Here is a 20,107-nt window from a genome sequence, read left to right on the forward strand (position 1 = left end):
TTCGGGCGACGAGGGGGGTACAGCGGTGAGCACGCTGAATCCGGGTGACGACGAGCGCCGGGACGATCCCAAGCGGCCTTCCGGGACGCCACGCCCCGACGAGAACGATCCGGCCGCGGCCACATCCGGGTCCGGCGACGAACAGGACTGGTCGACGCCCGTCTCCGGTGGCACGGAACCCGCTTCCACGCCGGGTGGCCCCGAGCAGTCCGAGATCGACTGGTCGACGCCCACTTCGGTGCCGCCCGGCAGTCCGAGCGGTCCGGCCGAGCAGCAACCACCCGCCGAGCACCCGCCTCGTCCCGGCAGTATCCAGCGGCAAGAAGCCGGCGTGACCCAGCCCCGCCCGCCCACGGTGGCCGAGCTACGGGCGAGGGACAAGGCCCGCAAGCGCGCCGAAGAAGCGCAGCGCGCGGCCGCGGCGGCCGAGGAGGCCAAGAAGCGCACCCGCAAGCGCGTCATGATCGGCGGTGCCGCCATTGTCGGCGTCGCCGCGCTGGTCGGCGGCGGCTACCTGACCTATCGCGCCTTGACCGCCCCGGACCGGGTCACCGCTCAGTGCGTGAAAGTCGAGAACGGCCAAGAGATCGTGGTGGACGACTCCCACTGCGGCGACGGTCGTCCCGGTTTCATCGGCGACACCGGTGTCGGTCCCGGTCTGATCATCCTCGGCGGCGGACCGCAGTACCGCTACTACTACGGCGGCACCGGCACCGTCGGCAGACCGCCCACCGGCGGCACCACCATCAAACCGAAAGGCGCCGAGATCAAGACAAAGAGCGGCACCACGATCCAGCGCGGCGGCCTGGGCAGCAAGAGCACCGGCGGAGGGTCGTAGATGCGGCGCGTGCGGGATACTCCCCGGGCCGGCTGGCAGCAGATCATCGAGGGCCAGGGCCTGGTCTACGGTTCGCCGGGACGGGACGCGAGCGGTCAGCCGCGGCCGTACTGGGACGAGTCGGTGCACTACGAGTTCGAGATGCCGGAGATCCTCGCCTTGGAGGCCGACGTCGAACTGCTGCACTCGATGTGCCTGAACGCGGTGGAGCACATCGTGTTGACCGAGCGGTACGCCGATTTCGGTCTGCCCGAATGGAGCTGGGGCCCGATCGCCGAATCCTGGCGGCGCTCCGACCCGCACGTGTACGGGCGCTTCGACCTGCGTTACGACGCGCGACGCCCGGCGAAACTGCTGGAGTACAACGCGGACACGCCGACCTCGCTGCTGGAGGCGGCGATCGTGCAGTGGCACTGGCTGACCGACCGCTACCCCGGCGGCGACCAGTGGAACTCGTTGCACGAGAAGCTGGTCGAGCGGTGGGGCGAGCTGCGCGACGTGCTGCCCAGCGCGCAGTTGCATTTCACCTGGTCCGGCGCGGACGCGACCGGTGAGGACAACGTCACCACCGCCTACATGCAGGAGACCGCGGCCGAGGCCGGGTTCGACACCATCGCGCTGCCGATCGAGGAGATCGGCTTCGATTCCGCGCTGGAACGTTTCGTCGATCTGGCGGAGGCTCCGATCGAGGCGATCTTCAAGCTCTACCCGTGGGAGTGGGCGCTCGACGACGATTTCGGCAAGCGCGTCGTGGACAGCCTGCCGGAGACCATGTGGATCGAGCCGCTGTGGAAGACGCTGCTGAGCAACAAGGCGATCCTGGCGGTGCTGTGGGAGATGTACCCGGGCCACCCGAATCTGCTGCCCGCCTATCTCGACCAGCCCAACGAGCTCACCGAGTACATCCGTAAACCGAAGCTGGGACGCGAGGGCGCCAATATGACGATCGTCGGCGCCGGTTTGGAGACCGCGACCGGTGGCGTCTACGGCGAGGAAGGTTACGTGTACCAGTTGCTGGACCCGCTGCCGGAATTCGACGACATGCGTCCGGTGCTCGGCGCGTGGATCGTCGGCGACGCCGCGGCGGGCCTCGGCATCCGCGAGACCGCGGGACTGATCACCGACGACGGCTCCGCCTTCGTCCCGCACCGCATCATCGATTGAACCTCGTCACCGGCAAGCACGAAATAATCTCGGCCGCCCGCCAATCCCTCTCGGAAGGATCAAGATGACCGCAGTCGCCCTGGAATCGGGGTACTGGAGTTCGCTGGGCGAGGGTGTGGGAGCGATCATCCTCTACGCCCTCGTCGGCCTGGTGCTCATGCTCGTCGGCTTCTACGCCATCGACCTGACCACGCCGGGCAAGCTGCGCAAACTGGTGGTGGCGGGCAAGCCGAACGCCGTCATCGTCACGGCCGCGGGCATGATCAGCATGGCGTTCATCGTCGTGCTCGCCATCTTCGCCGTTGGCGGCGGCGGCAAGCTGTCCGAGGGACTGATCGCCGCGCTGGTGTTCGGCCTGGTCGGCATTGTCGCCCAGGTCATCTCGGTGCGCGTGATCGAGCGGGCGCTCGGCATCGACATCGGCACCGCGCTGCACGCCGACACCTACACCACCGAGGTACTCGTGGTGGCGGCCGCGCATTTCGCGCTCGGCTTGGTGGTCGCCTTCGCGATCCTCTAGGCGTAGCCGCGAACTCATCGGCCCCCACGTCCGGCACCGGCCCGACATTCCTCGCAGCGGCGCGGCCGCCGGTCAGTGATCGTCTCCGTGGTCGAGACAGTACGCCGCCGCGGCGAGGTACTGGCGGCACTCCGGGCCGTGACCGGCGTGCACGCCGCGGACGAACAGCGCGCGATCGAGGTCGAGATCTGTCGGGTCCGCGGAACAGTCCCGGTATCGGCTCCGCCAGAGGTCCTGCGTATCCAGCGATGTCTGCATCGTGCACCTCCCGTGCTGCGTATCAGAGCGAGAAGGCTTGCAATGTCCTTACGCCGGAGGCATACCCGCTCGGGCCTCTCGGCAACCGGTGTGGCTCACCGGGTCACCAGTCGCCAGTCGTCGGGCAGGCGTGCCGCGGTGATCTGCGCGCCCTCGGCCTCCAGGTCGACGGTGGTCGCACCGAGCCGCAGCGCGCGCAGCGAGACCTTGCCCCACCGCGCCGGTAGCTGCGGCCGGACGGTGAGCGTCCTGCTCGGCGTGTCCGGGTCGAGTCCGAGGAACGAGCGCACCAGCAACAGCGGCGCCGCGCTCGCCCACGCCTGCGGCGAGCAGGACGTCGGATACGGCACGGGCGTAGCGAATCGGGACCGGGGAAAACCGCAGAACAACTCCGGCAATCGGCCGTCGAACACCGCCGCCGCGTCCAAGAGACCGGTGGCCAGCCGGGTCGCCAGCTCGACCGCGCCGGGCACGTGCCGATAGCGCAGCAAGCCCGCCACCGCGATCGCCGTGTCGTGCGGCCAGACCGAGCCGCAGTGATAGCTCATCGGGTTGTAGGCACCCATGTTCGAGGCCAAGGTGCGCAGACCGAAGCCGGAGTCCATCTCCGGGGACGCGATACGCGACACCAGCTCGGCCGCGTGCTCGTCGGTGGCGATACCCGACCAGAGGCAGTGGGCGACATTGCTGGTCAGCGCGTCGACCTGACGTTTGCCGCCGTCCAGCGCCACGGCGTACCAGCCGCGGTCGGGCAGCCAGAACTGTTCGGCGAACTTGACGCGCAACTCCGCGGCGCGTTCGCGCAGCAGGCCGGCCAGCCGAGGGTCGTCGAAAGCCTCGGCCAGCTCGGCCCTGGCCAGCATCGCCGCGTGCACGTAGCCCTGCACTTCGCACAGCGCGATCGGCGCCTCGGCGATATGGCCGGTGGCGTCGTTGATCCCGTCGAAGCTGTCCTTCCACCCCTGATTGATCAGGCCGCGGTCGGTGGCGCGGCGGTACTCGACGAAGCCGTCGCCGTCCCGGTCGCCGTAGTCGGTGATCCAGCGCAGCGCCGCGTCGGCGGCGGGCAGCAGTTGCCGGATCGCCTCGCAGTCGGCGCCCCAGCGATGGCATTCGGCCAGCAGCATCACGAACAGCGGTGTAGCGTCGGCGGTTCCGTAGTAGATGTTGCCGCCGAACACCTGCCCGCCCGCCGGGCCGCGGCGCATCTCGTGCATGATGCGCCCGGGCTCCTCCTCGGTGAGCGGGTTCACGTCCTGGCCTTGCAGTTCCGCCAGCTGCTGGAGCGTGCCCAGCGCCAGATCGACCTCCAGCGGCAGCGCCATCCACGCGGTGAGCAGGCTGTCGCGGCCGAACAGGGTCATGAACCACGGCGCGCCAGCGGCGACGAACGGCCGGGCGTCGCCGGATTCGTCGTGCATCTGCAACGCGCCCAAGTCGCTCTCGGTGCGGCGCAGCACGCGGGTGAGCGCCGGATCGGACGCGGCGATGTCGGTGGCGGTGTCGCGCCACGCCTCGATCTTGCGGCCCGGCGCGCTCACGCCGTAGTGCTCCCCCGGCGACACGGCTTGGAATCGCTGGTTTCCCACCGTCGGCTGGGCGATGATCTCGGTCTGCCAGCATTCGCCGACCGGCACGATCACCCGCCACAGCAGCGAACCCGGAAGAACCTCGGGTTCCACCGTGGCGGAGATCGATATTCCCCGGCTGCGGTCGGCGTGGTCGTGCAGCACCAGTTCACCGTCGGCGACCGTCACGTCGGCCCGCGCGTGCCCCGCCCGGCCTTCCTTCACCGCGAAGAGGTCGACGAAGTCGGCGTCCACGTGCAGTTCCAGCAGCACCGCGGTGGGCTCGCGGCCCATGTTCTCCAGCGTGATCAGCTCGTGCATGCCGTCGGCCACGATCCGCTCGCGCACCACCAGCAGCGTGCTGTCGGCCAGGCCCGCCTGCGGGGGCCTGCGCAACACGAACCTGGCGGCGAACGCCTCCGGACTGAGCACCGAAAGGGACTCGGCGGGTTTGCCGTTCACCAGCAATTCCCAGCGGGACAGCACGCGCGCGTCCCGGAAGAACAAGCCGTGCGGCTTGCCCGGTTCGACGTCACCGAGCCGGTTGGACAGGCAGAACGTGCCGCCTTCGACCAGGGTGACCGAACCGCACCCCCCGAACCCGGTGGGCTCACCGGCGTTCAGGGGGGCTGGGCTCAACGGGATGGAACCGGTCACGCCAATCCGCTCGCCGCGATCCGGACGGGCGCGGAGCCGGTCGCCGTGGCGTCGAGCGGCGCGGCCGCGGGCGCCGCGATGTCGAGCGGCGCGGCACCGAACCGCTGCTTGGAACGCAGCAGACGGCGATACACCTGCTCGTACCCGAAGCCGAGCGTGTCGGACCCGAAATTGGCCTGCACGTGGGCTCGGCAGGCATACGGGTCGATGCCGCGGACCTCTTCGATAGCCGCGGGCAATTCGGCGGGATCCTCGCAGATGCGGCCGGTCACGCCGTCGACGATCACCTCGGACACCGCCCCGCCGCGCAACGCGACCACCGGCGTGCCACAAACCATGGATTCGATCATCACCATGCCGAACGGTTCCTCCCAGCGGATTGGGAACAACAGGCAACGCGCATTCGCAAGCAGCTTACGCTTGGCCGCCGCGTCGGCGAGTCCGAACACGTGATCGTTGTCCGTCAACATCGGCCGCACCTTCTCCTCGAAGTACGCCTGTTCCGGACGTTCGCTGCACTTACCGGCCAGCACCAGCGGGATGCCCGCCGCGTGCGCGGCCTCCAGCGCCAGGTGCGGGGCCTTGCACTCGTTGAACCGGCCGAGGAACAGCGCGTAGTCGTCCTTCTCGACACGGAACGGCCAGTCGTCGACGTGCAGCGCATTGTGCACGCGCCCGGACCAATTCAGGCCCGGCGCCAGCTCGCGCTGGCGGTCGCTGATCGCGACCAGCGCCACCTCGTCGCCCAGATCCTGGTAGTAACGGTAGATGTCGTCCTCCACCGGCCCGTGCACGGTCAATACCGTCGGCAGACCCATGTGCTGGAAGACGGACGCGTTGAGCGGGCCTGCGAAGGTGTGGTCGTGCACCAGGTCGACACCCGATGTGGCCACGAGCTTCTCGATGGCGCGGCGCACCCGCAACGCGTGCACGACCTCGGGAAACGGCTCCCCGAGACGCTCGGGCAGCGCCCGATCCCACACCGGCACGAACTTGGCCTTCGTCCCCGGTTCCCCCGCGCCAAGCAGAGTCACGTCGTGGCCACGGGCCACCAGTGCGTCGACCAGATCGGCCACCACGGCCTCGACACCGCCGTATGCCTTGGGCGGGACGTCGAAGTACGGCGGCACGACCATCGCGATCCGGAACGGACCGCTGGAGCGATCTGTCGACACGTAGTCGCACGACGGCATCTCCAGATCGGACGACGCCTGCGCGGAAATCGGCACGGAAAGCGCGCTCATGACCCTCCTTCCAGGGACAACCAAGTAGCACTCGCATTCACCCAGCACTCGGAGTACCGGGCGCCGAACTGAACTAAGTGGCCCCCGCGGCGGAGGTGAAGACCTAGCTGCACCGCCGTCCATGGGGCTTGGTTGGCCTGGTCACGCTTTCGGCATGATCAGGGGGGCCGAGTGGGAGGTACCTCAGGCGGTGTGGTTCAAACCACAGTTGGGGAAAAATCCCGTCGTCCAGCGATTGTTCAGCTACCGATGGGTAGTCCGGTGGCCCCGCCTTCTCCGAGACGGTCACCGCGCGTCTCACCCTTCGAGCACGACCTGCGGATCACAGTCGGCCGCGGTGGCGTCCCCACCCGCCACGATGAACGACAGCAAATCTTCCGCTTCCGCGCGCACCGCCGCCTCCTCGGTCGCGGACAGCGGATGCCAGGGCCTGATGCGCAGCGTGGCGCCGTCCAGCGACCAGCGGCCGTGCGCGAAACCGTCGACCAGATACATGGGAACGCCCGCGGAAGCCTCTCTAGCGGTGCGTTTCCGGTCTTCCTCGCTGATGATCCTGCGGCGGTCCTTGTGGCCCAACAGCGCGTTGTCGAAGGCGGGCAGAAAGCGTACGGGCACGGGCAGATCCGGCTCGGCCAACGGCGCGTCCGGCAGATCGAACAACACGCGGTGCTGGTCGTCGGTGAACACGCGCAGCCGGGTGCGCAGGCCGTCGACGACCTCGGCCAGCCGGGTGATACCCGCCCACGCCTGCATGTCCGCTACCGTGGCCGGACCGAACGCGGCGAGATAGCGCAGGACCAGCGTCTCGGGCTGGGACACCTCGGCCATGGGCAGGCCCGTCCATTCCTCGGCCAGACCGACTGTGACCTGCCGATAGCGCCACCGCCCCCACGCGCCGGTCTCGGGGCCGTGCGTCAACGGGACCAGCAACTCGACGGTTTCGGCGAGCCTGCGCGCGTGCCGGTCCGGGAAACGCCGGGCGAGCAGGTCGCCCAGTTCACCGCGGCGCAGCCGCTGTCCGGCCAGCAGTTCACGTCCGGCGGCCGCGAGCGCTCCCAGATCGACGCCGTCGATCTCGTCGCGAAAATACGGTGCTTTCAGCGCGGCGTCGACCACCGGTTGCACCGTCGGCCGCAGCCAGCGGTAGTCCGCGGCGTCGGCCAGATGGACGGTCCCGCGGATCATGGTGGAACGCACCAGCCTGCGGTCACGCAGCAGCGCGGCCAAATCGTCGTGCCGGAACTCCGCGAGGCGCGACCACAGCCCCACATAGGGCCAGTTCGGCTCCTGGCCCTGCACCGCGACCAGATGCCGGACCAGTTCGAGCGGGGGCAGCGCCACCCGCTCCACCAGCTTCTGGCGCACCAGCAGCGTCCGATTCAGCTCGCGCAGTGATAGTTCCGTCATGCGCCCATCTTCGCCGAGCCGACCGACATCTCGACGCTCCTCGCGAAGCATGCGCACCGTTCCACGGGTGCCCGCGAGGGCGTCCGGGGTTCACTGATCCGGTAGGCAGCGGCCGGGATCGGGCAAGTCGGCGCACGGCGCGTTGCCGTGCGCGCGCAGCACCTCCTTGCCGGTCTGATCGGTCAGGAAGTGCAGAAAGCTCGCGGCGAGCGAGTCACCGGGCAACTCGCCGTTGCTGTAGGCGTACTCGACTCCCCAGAAGGGGTAGGCGCGGCGCACCGCGGCGTCGCGGCCTGCGCCGACGCCCTCGATCACCAGGGTCGGCAGGCCCGCGTCGACGGCCTCGGAGAACTCCGTATAGCCGATGGCTCCGGGGATCTCGGCCACCGCCTTGCGCATGTCGGCCGTGACCTGGACCTCGCAGTGCGCGGGCGCGGTGGTGACGGTGCCCTTCAGCGCCGTGCAGCTCACGTGCGCGCGATCCGGCTGAGTGCCGTCGAGCAGCCTGCGTTCGAAGGTGTTGCGCGAACCGGAACCCGGGGTGCGGTTGACCAGCACCACCGGCAGGTCGGGTCCGCCCACCTCGCGCCAGTTGCCGATGCCGCCACGGTACAGATCCCGGATCTGGGCGACGGTGAGATCCCGGACGCCGACGCCGGGATGCACGATCATGGCGAACAACGACAAGGCGAGCGGACGGTGCACCAACGACGGATAGCCGCTGCCCTTCGCACCGTCGGTGATGGCGAGCAATCCGGAGTTGCCCGCGCCCTCCTCGGCGAGCCGGTCCAGTCCACGCTCGGTGCCCTCGAAACCGAACGCGAATTCCGCACCGGTGCAACGCTTCCGATACTGCTCGGCGGCTTCCCTGACCACGGGGCCGAACGCCGACGACCCGGTCACGGTCAGTTTGCCCGAGGCGCACTCCAGTGGCGTCGGCGACGGCTCCAGCGCGGCCACCACCAGTTGGACGACGATCACCAGCACCAGGAATATCGTGAGCGCGACCATCATCAGCGGGATTCCGGTGCGGCTGCGGGTTTCGGTGATCCGGCCGGCTTTGATGCCGCCGCGCAGCACCGGTTGCGGGTATTCGCCCACACCTTCGGACCGCTGCAGGATCGCCAGGATCTTGTAGTGATCGCCGGGGCCGAGCGGCACCTTCGGCAAGTCGATCACACCGATGTGCCCGTCGGTGTCCTCGCGTACCGCGATGCCGGAGTCGGCGTCGAGGTTGTCGGCCAACGCGGGATCGCTGAGTTCGTTGACCGCCATGCCGATCACGCGGCGCTGCGGAAAGCGCAGGTGCAGACCGATCCGCGCGGCTTCCGGCGCCTTGTAGTCATGACTGTCGATGGTCGTGACGCCGCTGTTCTCGATGCGCACCAGCACGACCGAGATGTCCTTCAGGTCCGGGCTGGCGCCGTCGGCCGAGGGGCGCAGCTGCGGAAGCACCCCGGGGAACACCGACTCGATCTCGCCGGTGACCGGCGTGTCCATCTGTACTCGATAGCCGAGCCGCCTGCGGCCTGCGAAAACGAACTCCCACAGGAACGCGCCGATCGGCACCGCGATACCGATGAGCGCCAGTACGATTTCGAGCGGAAAGTCGCCCACCAGTCGATCCCCCCAGCAATCCGTGTGGCCATCATTCTCGGCGGCGATCGCCTACCGACCCAGGCGAAGTCGAAGTGTTCGGCAACAGTTAACCCGGCGGTCACGCTCGCGCGCGAGTCCAGGCCGAGAGATCCGCCAGCGGCCAGGTGTTGATCACCCGTTCCGGCGCGACACCGTTCGCGACCGCGCGCTCGCAACCGTAGCCCTGCCAGTCGAGCTGTCCCGGGGCGTGCGCGTCGGTGTCGATCGAGAAGTAGCACCCCATCTCGGCGGCCAGTCGCAGCAATCGCGAAGGCGGATCCAGTCGTTCGGGCCTGCTGTTGATCTCCACGGCGGTGCCGTAGGTGCGGCACGCCTCGAACACCACCTCGGCGTCGAACGTCGACTCCGGCCTGGTGCCGCGTCCACCCGCGACCAGGCGGCCGGTGCAGTGGCCGAGCACGTCGACATTGGGGTCGGCGACGGCGTACGCCATGCGCTTGGTCATCGTCGCGCTGTCGTCGCGCAGGTGCGAATGCACGCTGGCCACGACGATGTCCAGGCGGGCGAGCAGATCCGCCTGCTGGTCGAGCGTGCCGTCGTCGAGGATGTCCACTTCGATGCCGGTGAGAATGCGGAACGGCGCCATCCGGTCGTTGAGTTCGGCGACCACGTCGAGTTGCTTGCGCAGTCGGTCGGCGGACAGGCCGTTGGCCACGGTCAGGCGCGGCGAATGGTCGGTCAGGGCGCAGTATTCATGCCCGAGCGCCGCCGCGACGCGCATCATCTCCTCGATCGGGCTGCCACCGTCGGACCAGTTCGAGTGCGTGTGCAGATCGCCGCGCAACTGTTCCCGCAACGGTTTGCCCGGCGCCCCGATCGGCTGGGCGGCCGCGCGCAACTCGGCCAGGTATCGCGGCACCACACCGGCGTACGCCTGCTCGATGACGGCGGCGGTCTTGGGCCCGATGCCTGCCAGTTCGGTCCAGCTGCCGGCCGCTCGGCGCGCCGCGCGCTCGTCGGCGGGCAATCCCGCGACGACGTCGGCGGCGCGCCGGTAGGCCTTCACGCGGTGGGTCTCCGCACGGGAGCGCTCCAGCCAGAAGCCGATCTCCCGCAGCGCCGCCTCCGGACCCGGCGCCGCGGCCCGGTCCGGCATCCCGCTCGGATCCTGGTCGGACACCGTGCTAGCGCACCCGGCTGTATTTGACGAAGGCCACGCCGTCCTCGAACACGGTGCTGGTGATCACCCGGAACTTGGCGGGTTCGGGCAGCCGCGATCCGGCGCCGAACAGCGGGCGGCCGCGGCCGAGCACGATCGGGTAGAGCTTGAGGAAGATCTGGTCGATCTCCGGCAGCAGCACCTGCGCCAGCTCGCCGCCACCGCACAGCCAGATGCCCAGCCCGCTCTCCCGCTTGAGTTCACGAACCTTCTCGACCGGGTTCTCCGAGATCAGCTCGACCGCCGGATCGGGGCTCTCGGGCAGCGTGGTCGAGACCACGAACTGCCGCAGGTGCGCGTACGGCGTGGAGGTGCCGGTGCGGACGCCGAAGTCGTGCGTCTTGCGCCCCATCAGCACGGTGTCGAAATAGCGATTGCGCTCCTCCACCCCGAGCGCCTCGCGGACCTTGGTGGGCAGCGTCTCGGGGTACTGCGCGTTGATCGACGGACCGTGGTCGCCGCCGACCGGGAAGAAGTCGACCGAGCCATCCTCGGTGGCGATGAATCCATCGATCGTCGACGCGACGTAATAGGTGAGCTTGCGCATGCTTCCCTTCCTCACGGCCGGCTGACATTCCGAACCGCCCTGAGGAAACGGTAGCCCGCCCGCGCTAGCGACGGCGAGGCTTCGGCTGGCAGCGCGGGCAGGAGTAGGACGAGCGGTTCATGAACCGCTCCCGGGTGATCGGCGCACCACACCGGCGACACGGCTCGTTCTCCCGACCGTATACGGCCAGGGCGCGTTCGAAGTAGCCCGACTGGCCGTTGACGTTCACATAGAGCGCGTCGAACGAGGTACCGCCCGCGTCGAGCGCTTCGCCCATCACCGTGGCCACATCGGCGAGCAATCCACGCACCGCGGGCCTGGACAGTCCCGAGGCGAGCCGGCCACCGTGGATCTTCGCCCGCCACAGCGCCTCGTCGGCGTAGATGTTGCCGATCCCGGAGACGACGCCCTGATCGAGCAGGACGCGCTTGATCTCACTCTGCTTACCCCGGACGACGGCGACCACGGACTCGAGGTCGAAACGCGGATCCAGCGGGTCGCGGGCGATGTGCGCGACCGGCTGCGGCACCAGGGTGCCGTCCACCTCGACCAGCGGCGCGAGCGCCCAGCCACCGAAGGTGCGCTGGTCGACGAAACGCAGCTGGGTACCGTCACCGAAGGTGGCGCGGATGTGGGCGTGCTTCTCCAGCGGCGCGGCGGCGGGCTGGACCAGCATCTGACCGCTCATGCCCAGGTGCACGACCAAGGCGGCTTCCGGGTCGTCGAAGGTGAGCCAGAGGAATTTGCCGCGCCGCTCGGCCGACTCGATCCGCAGGCCGGTCAACCGCGCGGCGAGATCGGCGGCGCCTTCGAGATGGCGGCGCACCGAGCGGGGATGGGTGATCGCCACCGATTCCACGACCCGGCCGACCGCATGCTCGGCGAGGCCGCGTCGCACGACCTCGACCTCGGGTAGTTCGGGCACGTCAGGTTTCGGCGGTCAGCGCCTCGTAGGCGGCCCCCGCGGCCTTCTGCTCGGCTTCCTTCTTGGACCGGCCGACACCCTGCCCGTAGGCCCGTCCACCGACCACCGTGGTTGCGGTGAATTCCTTGTCGTGGTCGGGCCCGGTCGAGGTGATCTCGTAGCTGGGCACGCCGAGACCACGCTCGGCGGTGAGTTCCTGCAGGCTCGTCTTCCAGTCCAGTCCGGCGCCCATTCGCGGTCCGCGCTCGAGCAGCTCGGCGAACAGCCGCAACACCACGGCGCGAGCCACCTCGATGCCGTGCTCCAGGTGCACGGCGCCGAGCAGTGACTCCATGCCGTCGGCGAGGATGCTCTCCTTGTCCCGGCCGCCGGTGAGTTCTTCGCCTTTGCCCAGTAACAGGTGCACACCGAGGCCGCCATCGCCGAGCCCGCGGGCTACCTCCGCGAGCGCGCGCATGTTCACCACGCTCGCGCGCAGCTTGGCCAGTTCACCCTCGGACTTCGAGGGATGCTCGTGATACAGCCGTTCGGTGATGCTCAGCCCGAGCACGGAGTCGCCGAGGAACTCGAGACGCTCGTTCGTCGGCAGACCGCCGTTCTCATACGCGTACGACCGATGGGTCAGCGCGAGACGCAGAAGATCCGGCTGCAAATCGACGCCCAGGGCGGCGAGCAGGCTCGCGTGTTCACCGGACGAGTCGGGTTCGTCGGTCACGTCGCTACGACAGGTCTGACGATCAGACCGCGGCGGTGACCTGGCGGCCCTTGTAGGTGCCGCAGGACGGGCAGGCGATGTGCGGCAGGGTCTTCTCGCCGCAGGCGCGGTTCGGGCAGGTGATCAGGGTCGGCGCGGTGGCCTTCCACTGGCTGCGCCGCGACCTGGTGTTGGAACGGGACATCCGGCGCTTGGGAACGGCCACGACTACTTCTCCTCTGTCTAATTGCTCTGCCGGTTCGGCTGATCGGTCTTGCTCAGTGGTCTCGGTCGGCCGCACCCTCGTCGGGGCTGCCTGTGCCGGGCGATCCGGAGGCGAAGTTAGCCAGTCCGGCCCAGCGAGGGTCAAGTATCTCATGCCCGTGGTCGGATCCCGCAATCGCCATCCGTACGCCGCATTCCGGGCACAGTCCCGCGCAATCCGGCGAGCACAGCGGCTGCAGCGGCAGCTCGAGACCGACGGCGTCGATCACCACGGGCTCCAGATCGATGGTGTCGTCGATCAGGCGGTGGACCTCGTCGTCCTCGGTGGTCTGCTCGGTGGCGCTGTCCGGGTAGGCGAACAGCTCGGTCACCCGCAGGGTGACCTCGTCGCCGAACGGCTCCAGGCAGCGCGAGCACTCCCCTTCGATCGGCGCGGTGACCGTGCCGGTGACCAGCACACCTTCGGATACCGCCTGCAACTGCAGGTCGAGTTCCACCTGCGCGCCCACGGGAACGGCGATCAGATCCAGCCCGATCCGATTCTCGGTGGTGACGGTGCGGCGCAGCTCGCGCATGGTCCCCGGCCTGCGGCCGAGGCTGCGGGCGTCCAGCACGAAACCGGCGTCCGGCAACCGGCGCTTGGCCGACCTGGGACGCGACGCGGAACCGGAACCGGCGGACATCACGAACTCACTCACGCTCGATGGGGTATGGGCAACCACTCCACAATAAGCGATCAGGCGGTGCGCTCCCAAACGCAGCCCCTCGCGCTCGGCGCCGCTACCTGCGGAATTCGCTGGCGTAGTCGGGTACGCCCGTGCCACTGCGCAGCTGATGACGCCCGCGCCCGACCGTGCGCAGCGTGCTGGTCAGCGTCTCCTCGAAGTCGGCGAGCCGGGAGTCGACGTAGTGATCGCATTCCTCGCGCAGGCGATCGGCTTCGGCGTGCGCGGCGTCGATCACCCTGGCCGATTCGGCGTGCGCGGCCCGGACCACCTCGGTCTGCGTGACCAGCCGCTCCTGCTCGGCGAGCCCTTCGGCGACGGAGCGGTCGTAGGCGGCCTTGCCCGCCTCGATCATCCGGTCCGACTCGACGCGCGCCCGGCCGGTCACCGCCTCGTATTCGGCGTTGCCGTCGGCCACCACCCGATCGGCCTCCTCCTGCGCGGAGGCGACCAGGTGATCGGCGTGCGCACTCGCCTCGGCGACCATCCGGTCGGCGTGCGCCTTGGCGTCGGCCAGGATGCGATCGGCTTCCTCGCGCGCCGAAGTGATGGTGTGCTCGGCCTGCTCGTTCGCTCCGGTCACGGCGGTCTCGGCCGCGGTCCTGGCATCGGACACGATCTTGTCCCGATGGTCGAGCACGTCCTGGGCGTCGTCGAGTTCGCCGGGCAGCGCGTCCCGGACGTCGTCGAGTAGTTCGAGCACGTCGCCACGCGGCACGATGCAGCTTCGGGTCGGGGGGATGCCACGCGCCTCTTCGACGATGGCGACAAGTTCGTCGAGCGCTTCGAATACGCGATACATGCTCACTACCCTCCTGCGGACTCACGGCGAAACTCTCCGCCCAGCCCAGTGTGCCCCTCGTCACGGCTCGTGCCGAGTCACTTTCCGGTGTGTCGTGTCAGTGTCTCGCACGCCACAGAAATCAAGTGGAGACCTCCTCTCCGCTTCGTGTTACATTTTTCTGGAAGGTCGACCAAGACCGAATGTTCGATCGGAAAGACGATGACTGTTCTGGAACTACCGCGACCGGCGGGAGTGAGCGCCACCAGCTTCTTCGTGCCGTGGGGCGGCCCCTACCCCGCGTTACCTGCCACCGCGGTCGCGAGCAAGTTCGGACAGCTCGCCCAGTATCTGCGCGGCGATCGCGCCTTCGCTCAGCTGATCCGGTTCGCGCTGGTCGGCGGGTCCAGCAATATCGCCTATGTCCTGCTGTTCTTCGCCATGCACGGGGCCGGACCGCTGCTCGCCAATGTGGTCGGCTCCATCGTCAGCACCATGATCGCCAACGAGCTGCACCGTCAGCTCACCTTCCACGCGGCGGGACGGGTCGGCTGGTTCACGGCACAGTGGGAAGGCGGCGGGCTGGCGATGGTCGGCCTCGGCGTCACGACCGCCGCGCTTGCCGCACTCGGCGTGTGGGCCCCCGGCCTCGGGGACACCGCCCAGGCCGCCGCGATCCTCGCCATCACCGCCGCCGTCGGCGGCCTGCGCTTCCTGGCCCTGCGCGGCCTGGTGTTCTGAGCCGGTCCGCCTCTCCGGGAGTACCGGTACGGCGGGACCCGGCCACGTTCAGGACTTGTTTCTCCGTCAGTTCTCGCGCTCGGCCAAGCGGTCGAGGAGGCGCTTGTGCACCGAAGGCGGCAGCATGTCGGCGACGTCGCCGCCGTACGCCGCGACCTCCTTGACCAGTGAGCTGGACAGGAAGCTGAGCGACGGGTTGGTGGCGATGAAGAAGGTGTCCACCCCGGAGAGCTTCTTGTTCATCTGCGCCATCTGCAGTTCGTAGCCGAAGTCGCCCGCGTCGCGCAGGCCCTTCACGATCGCGGTGACGCCCTGCTCGCGGGCGAAGTCGACCAGCAGGCCCTGCCACGACTCCACCCGCACGTTGGCCAGGTGCGCGGTCGACTCGCGCAGCAGCTCGATGCGCTCCTCGACGGTGAACATGCCCTGCTTCTTCGGGTTGATCAAGACGGTGACGACGACCTCGTCGAACTGGGCCGCGGCCCGGGTGAAGACGTCGAGGTGTCCGTAGGTCACGGGGTCGAACGACCCGGGGCACAGTGCTCCTGCCATGAGGCGACGCTAGCAGGGCGACCGCCGGCGGGCACGCGCGGCCGGACCCGCGCCTACCCGTCCGGCTCGAACTCCGCGAGATCGATGCGTGTTTCGCCGTACCGTCGCGATTTGGCGGGGACGAAGCCTGCGGGCCAGGCTATTTCGGGCGAACGCGCCGAACGCTCCAGTACCACCGACGCGCCGGGACGCAGCCAACCGCGCTCGGTCAGCGCCCGCAGATCGGCCAGCACCGCGGCGTTGTCCACCGCGTAGGGCGGGTCGGAGAAGACCACATCGAAGCGGCCCGCCCCGCCCTGTAGCAGTACGCCGGCCACCGTCGCGACCCGCAGTTCGGCGCCGGGCAGCCCGAGGTCGGCGATGTTGCCGCGGACCACGGCCGCGGCCTTGCGGTCGGACTCGACTAGCAGCGCGTGCTCGGCGCCGCGCGACAGCGCCTCCAGCCCGAGCGCGCCGGAACCCGCGTACAGGTCGAGCACGCGCGCGCCCGCGAAATCCAGCCGGGCGTCCAGCGCGCTGAACAGCGCCTCCCGCACGCGGTCGGAGGTCGGGCGGGTGCCCGACGGCGGCACCCGCAGGCGCCGCCCACCCGCCGTTCCAGCGACGATCCGCGTCATCCGGCGGACGACTCCCGGACCGCCAGTTCGATGAGCAGGTCACCGCCTTCGACCTGTTGCACGGTGCCGATGGCGACGCGGCCGACGGTGCCCGCGCGGGGCGCGGTGATCGCGGCTTCCATCTTCATGGCCTCGATGGTGCCGATGGTGTCACCCGCCGCCACCGAATCGCCTTCGGACACCGCGAGAGTGACGACACCGGCGAACGGCGCCGCGACGTGGCCGGGATTGGTCTTGTCGGCCTTCTCCGCCGCAGGGACCTCGCTGGCGATCGACCGGTCGCGCACCGAGATGGGCCGCAACTGCCCGTTGAGGATGCACATCACCGTGCGCATACCGCGCTCGTCGGGTTCGGAGATGGCTTCCAGGCCGATGAGCAGGGTGACGCCCTTCTCCAGTTGCACCCGGTGTTCATCGCCGCGACGCAGGCCGTAGAAGAACTGGTTGGCAGACAACCCGGAGGTGTCGCCGTACTTCTCGCGGTGGGCGAGGAATTCGGCGGTGGGGCCGGGGAACAGCAGCCGGTTCAACGTCGCCCGGCGCTCCTCGGAGCTACCGGCCAGGGCCTTCTCCTCCGCGGGTGTCAACGGTGTCTCGGGTTTGGCCGCGCCGCGCCCGGCGAGTGCCTTGCTGCGGAACGGTTCGGGCCAGCCACCGGCGGGGGTGCCCAGTTCGCCGCGCAGGAACCCGATCACCGAGTCCGGGATGTCGTAGCGGCCGGGGTCGGCGGCGAAGTCCTCGACCTCGACGCCGGTGCCGACCAGCGCCAGCGCCAGGTCGCCGACGACCTTCGAGGACGGGGTGACCTTCACCAGACGCCCGAGCAGCCGGTCGGCGGCGGCGTATTTCGCCTCGACCTCCTCGAACCGGTCACCCAACCCGAGCGCGATGGCCTGCTGACGCAGGTTCGACAACTGCCCGCCGGGGATCTCGTGGGTGTAGACGCGACCCGTCGGCGCGGGCAGCCCGGACTCGAACGGCGCGTAGACCTTCCGCAGCGCCTCCCAGTACGGTTCCATGTCGCAGACGTTCTGCAGGTTCAACCCGGTGTCGTACTCACTGTGCGCCGCCGCGGCGACGATCGCCGAGAGCGCGGGCTGGCTCGTGGTGCCGGCCATCGCCGCACTCGCGCCGTCGACGGCGTCGGCGCCGGCCTGCCAGGCGGCCAGGTAGGTGGCCAACTGCCCGCCGGGGGTGTCGTGGGTGTGCACGTGCACCGGCAGATCGAAATTGCTGCGCAACGCGGTGACCAGCTTGGTCGCGGCCGGAGCGCGCAACAGTCCGGCCATGTCCTTGATCGCGAGCACGTGCGCGCCCGCGTCCACGATCTGCTCGGCCAGCTTCAGGTAGTAGTCCAGGGTGTAGAGCGTCTCGTCCGGATTCGCCAGATCGCCGGTGTAGCTGATCGCGACTTCGGCGACCGCGGTGCCGGTCTCGCGGACCGCGTCGATGGCCGGGCGCATCTGGTCGACGTTGTTGAGGGCGTCGAAGATACGGAAGATGTCGATACCGGTGGCAGTCGCCTCGGAGACGAACGCGCGGGTCACCGCTTCCGGATACGGGGTGTAGCCGACGGTGTTGCGGCCACGCAGCAGCATCTGCAAGCAGATATTCGGGATCGCTTCCCGCAAGGCCGCCAGCCGCTCCCAGGGATCCTCGTACAGGAATCGCAATCCCACGTCGTAGGTCGCGCCGCCCCAGCACTCCACCGACAGCAGCTCCGGCGTCAACCGCGCCACATGCCCCGCCACTCCCAGCAGGCCGTTGGTGCGCACGCGGGTGGCCAGCAGCGACTGGTGCGCGTCGCGGAAGGTGGTGTCGGTGACGCCGACCGCCTTCTGCGCCCGCAGCGCCTGCGCGAAGCCCTCCGGCCCCAGCCGCAGCAGCCGCTGGCGCGAGCCGTCCGGCGGCGGCACGCTCAGATCGATCGCGGGCAGCTTGTCGTGCGGGTACACCGTGGTCGGCCGCTCGCCGTGCGGCTTGTTCACCGTGACGTCGGCCAGGTAGTCGAGGATCTTGGTGCCCCGGTCGGCGGATCGACGCAGGGTCAGCAGCTGCGGACGCTCCTCGATGAACGAGGTGGTGACCAGGCCCGCCTTGAAGTCGGGATCGTCCAGCACCGCGAGCAGGAACGGGATGTTGGTGGCCACACCGCGGATGCGGAATTCCGCCAGCGCCCGGCTCGCCCGCGCCACCGCCGCGCCGAAGTCGCGACCGCGGCAGGTGAGCTTGACCAGCATCGAGTCGAAGTAGGCGCCGATCTCGGCGCCCAGGTTCGCACCGCCGTCCAGGCGGATGCCCGCACCGCCGGGGGTGCGGTAGGCGGTGATGCGGCCGGTGTCGGGACGGAACCCGTTGGCCGGGTCCTCGGTGGTGATCCGGCACTGCAATGCCGCGCCCCGGATCGTCACCGCGTCCTGGCTCAAGCCCAACTGCTCGAGCGTCTCCCCGCCCGCGATGCGCAGCTGCGACTGCACCAGGTCCACGTCGGTGATCTCCTCGGTCACCGTGTGCTCCACCTGGATGCGCGGATTCATCTCGATGAAGACGTGGTTGCCGCGCTCGTCCAGCAGGAACTCCACGGTGCCCGCACACGAGTAACCGATTTGCCTGGCGAAGGCGACCGCGTCGGCGCAGATCCGTTCACGCAGCGCGGGGTCCAGATTCGGCGCGGGCGCCAGCTCGATCACCTTCTGATGCCGACGCTGCACCGAGCAGTCCCGCTCGAACAGGTGCATCACATTGCCGTGCTGATCGGCCAGGATCTGCACCTCGATATGGCGAGGGTTCACCACCGCCTGCTCGAGGAACACCGTCGGGTCACCGAACGCCGACTCCGCCTCCCTGGAGGCCGCCTCGATCGACTCGCGCAACTGCTCCGGCGCGGCGACCCGGCGCATCCCGCGACCGCCACCACCGGCGACCGCCTTGACGAAGATCGGGTACTCCAGCTCGCGCGACGCGGCAAGCAACTCTTCCACGTCCGACGACGGCGCGCTCGAACGCAGCACCGGCAGACCGGCCGCCTTGGCCGCCTCGATGGCGCGCGCCTTGTTACCAGCGAGTTCGAGCACTTCGGCCGATGGGCCGATGAACGTGATGCCCTCGCGGGCGCACGCCGCCGCCAGATCGGGGTTCTCCGACAAGAACCCGTATCCCGGGTAGATCGCGTCCGCGCCCGCCGACTTGGCCGCCTCGATGATCGCCTCGATCGACAGGTAGGCCCGCACCGGATGACCGGGCTCGCCGATCTGGTACGACTCCGCCGCCTTCAACCGATGGACCGAATTGCGGTCCTCGTAGGGAAACACGGCGACCGTCCCGATGCCGAGTTCGTAAGCCGCGCGGAAGGCTCGGATGGCGATCTCGCCACGGTTGGCAACCAAGACTTTCGAGAACATTGACCTAAGGTACCCGGCGGCGTGAACCGCACCGACATGGAATCCCCCTTCGCAAACCTCTTCACAAGACCGCCTAGCACCGTTGCGAAGTTGCGTTCACAGCGCCGACACATGGGCGGCGCCGCAGCAACCGGTGTGCTGCCCGGCGGCCGGGGACGGTCCGAGGTGGGGTGCGGGTGGCCGCCGCGCGGTCGACCGACGGCCGAGCTCTGCCTCGATACCTCGACACGCGGCCGCGGGGCACATGAGGCGAACCACGACGCACGACGAGTTCGGGAGTGCGGATCGCCGGTAACAGCCGCCGGGTATCGGGCGAAGAGCCGATCCGATGCCGCGCACGACCCGGGGATTCCGGGAACGGTCGATACGAATCGGCGTGCCCGGTCGTGCCGATAGCCGGAGCGCAAGCCGGCGCCGAATCGGTA

Annotated in this window: 19 protein-coding genes; 4 read left to right on the top strand and 15 right to left on the bottom strand. The window is 69.2% G+C overall.

Features of this window, described 5'->3' with window-relative positions; all coding sequences use genetic code 11:
- Window positions 1–25: 25 nt before the first annotated feature.
- From NG1_RS37820 to NG1_RS10505, 3 genes are all read left to right on the top strand, one after another.
- On the top strand, window positions 26–838 hold the full coding sequence (locus tag NG1_RS37820; RefSeq protein WP_062969853.1) for a hypothetical protein: 813 nt from the start codon (window positions 26–28) through the stop codon (window positions 836–838).
- Window positions 839–2,002, top strand: coding sequence for a glutathionylspermidine synthase family protein (locus NG1_RS10500; RefSeq protein ID WP_062969854.1), 1,164 nt, complete (start codon window positions 839–841; stop codon window positions 2,000–2,002).
- Window positions 2,003–2,066: 64 nt separating this feature from the next.
- Window positions 2,067–2,522, top strand: a complete 456-nt coding sequence (locus tag NG1_RS10505; RefSeq protein WP_062969855.1) for a DUF350 domain-containing protein — start codon at window positions 2,067–2,069, stop codon at window positions 2,520–2,522.
- A gap of 72 nt (window positions 2,523–2,594) precedes the next feature.
- Here NG1_RS10505 and NG1_RS10510 read toward each other — a convergent pair whose 3' ends face one another.
- The 12 genes from NG1_RS10510 to NG1_RS10565 form a co-directional block, all read right to left on the bottom strand.
- Window positions 2,595–2,780: a hypothetical protein gene (locus tag NG1_RS10510; protein WP_062969856.1), complete on the bottom strand. Its 186-nt coding sequence runs from the start codon at window positions 2,778–2,780 to the stop codon at window positions 2,595–2,597.
- Window positions 2,781–2,875: 95 nt separating this feature from the next.
- Window positions 2,876–4,993, bottom strand: coding sequence for an amylo-alpha-1,6-glucosidase (locus NG1_RS10515; protein ID WP_062969943.1), 2,118 nt, complete (start codon window positions 4,991–4,993; stop codon window positions 2,876–2,878).
- An 8-nt stretch (window positions 4,994–5,001) separates the two neighbouring features.
- Complete coding sequence (locus tag NG1_RS10520) at window positions 5,002–6,198, bottom strand: glycosyltransferase family 4 protein (protein WP_084498836.1); 1,197 nt, start codon at window positions 6,196–6,198, stop codon at window positions 5,002–5,004.
- A 348-nt stretch (window positions 6,199–6,546) separates the two neighbouring features.
- Complete coding sequence (locus NG1_RS10525; RefSeq protein ID WP_062969857.1) at window positions 6,547–7,656, bottom strand: winged helix DNA-binding domain-containing protein; 1,110 nt, start codon at window positions 7,654–7,656, stop codon at window positions 6,547–6,549.
- Window positions 7,657–7,746: 90 nt separating this feature from the next.
- Entirely contained in the window at window positions 7,747–9,273 is a 1,527-nt protein-coding gene (locus NG1_RS10530; protein ID WP_062969858.1) for a PstS family phosphate ABC transporter substrate-binding protein, read from the bottom strand.
- A 100-nt stretch (window positions 9,274–9,373) separates the two neighbouring features.
- Window positions 9,374–10,411 (bottom strand): PHP domain-containing protein, encoded by a 1,038-nt coding sequence (locus NG1_RS10535; RefSeq protein WP_062969944.1) that lies wholly within the window; start codon window positions 10,409–10,411, stop codon window positions 9,374–9,376.
- Between the two features lie 28 nt (window positions 10,412–10,439).
- A complete protein-coding gene (locus NG1_RS10540) occupies window positions 10,440–11,021 on the bottom strand; it encodes a dihydrofolate reductase family protein (RefSeq protein ID WP_062969859.1) in 582 nt (193 codons plus the stop codon).
- Between the two features lie 64 nt (window positions 11,022–11,085).
- The gene (gene mutM / locus NG1_RS10545; protein WP_062969860.1) at window positions 11,086–11,946 is read right to left on the bottom strand and encodes a bifunctional DNA-formamidopyrimidine glycosylase/DNA-(apurinic or apyrimidinic site) lyase; all 861 of its coding nucleotides are present in this window, start codon (window positions 11,944–11,946) and stop codon (window positions 11,086–11,088) included.
- A 1-nt stretch (window position 11,947) separates the two neighbouring features.
- Window positions 11,948–12,661, bottom strand: a complete 714-nt coding sequence (gene rnc, locus NG1_RS10550; RefSeq protein ID WP_062969861.1) for a ribonuclease III — start codon at window positions 12,659–12,661, stop codon at window positions 11,948–11,950.
- 22 nt (window positions 12,662–12,683) lie between these two features.
- Window positions 12,684–12,866 (bottom strand): 50S ribosomal protein L32, encoded by a 183-nt coding sequence (rpmF, locus tag NG1_RS10555; RefSeq protein ID WP_014987105.1) that lies wholly within the window; start codon window positions 12,864–12,866, stop codon window positions 12,684–12,686.
- Window positions 12,867–12,918: 52 nt separating this feature from the next.
- A complete protein-coding gene (locus NG1_RS10560) occupies window positions 12,919–13,548 on the bottom strand; it encodes a YceD family protein (RefSeq protein ID WP_084498837.1) in 630 nt (209 codons plus the stop codon).
- A 97-nt stretch (window positions 13,549–13,645) separates the two neighbouring features.
- On the bottom strand, window positions 13,646–14,392 hold the full coding sequence (locus tag NG1_RS10565; RefSeq protein ID WP_062969862.1) for a DivIVA domain-containing protein: 747 nt from the start codon (window positions 14,390–14,392) through the stop codon (window positions 13,646–13,648).
- A gap of 201 nt (window positions 14,393–14,593) precedes the next feature.
- Here NG1_RS10565 and NG1_RS10570 point away from each other — a divergent pair, with 201 nt between their 5' ends.
- Window positions 14,594–15,112, top strand: coding sequence for a GtrA family protein (locus NG1_RS10570; protein WP_062969863.1), 519 nt, complete (start codon window positions 14,594–14,596; stop codon window positions 15,110–15,112).
- Between the two features lie 66 nt (window positions 15,113–15,178).
- Here the strand turns inward: NG1_RS10570 and coaD are convergent, their stop codons facing one another.
- The 3 genes from coaD to NG1_RS10585 are packed head-to-tail and all read right to left on the bottom strand — an operon-like array spanning window position 15,179 to window position 19,682.
- Window positions 15,179–15,664 carry a pantetheine-phosphate adenylyltransferase gene (coaD, locus tag NG1_RS10575; RefSeq protein WP_062969864.1) on the bottom strand — a complete coding sequence of 162 codons (486 nt, stop codon included), beginning with the start codon at window positions 15,662–15,664 and terminating at the stop codon, window positions 15,179–15,181.
- A gap of 53 nt (window positions 15,665–15,717) precedes the next feature.
- Window positions 15,718–16,281, bottom strand: coding sequence for a 16S rRNA (guanine(966)-N(2))-methyltransferase RsmD (gene rsmD / locus NG1_RS10580; protein WP_062969865.1), 564 nt, complete (start codon window positions 16,279–16,281; stop codon window positions 15,718–15,720).
- Entirely contained in the window at window positions 16,278–19,682 is a 3,405-nt protein-coding gene (locus NG1_RS10585; RefSeq protein ID WP_062969866.1) for a pyruvate carboxylase, read from the bottom strand. Before NG1_RS10585 ends, rsmD begins: the two co-directional genes overlap by 4 nt.
- Between the last annotated feature and the right edge of the window lie 425 nt (window positions 19,683–20,107).

Origin of the sequence: Nocardia gamkensis NBRC 108242, from assembly GCF_001612985.1 — a bacterium.
GTDB classification, from domain to species: Bacteria; Actinomycetota; Actinomycetes; order Mycobacteriales; family Mycobacteriaceae; genus Nocardia; species Nocardia gamkensis.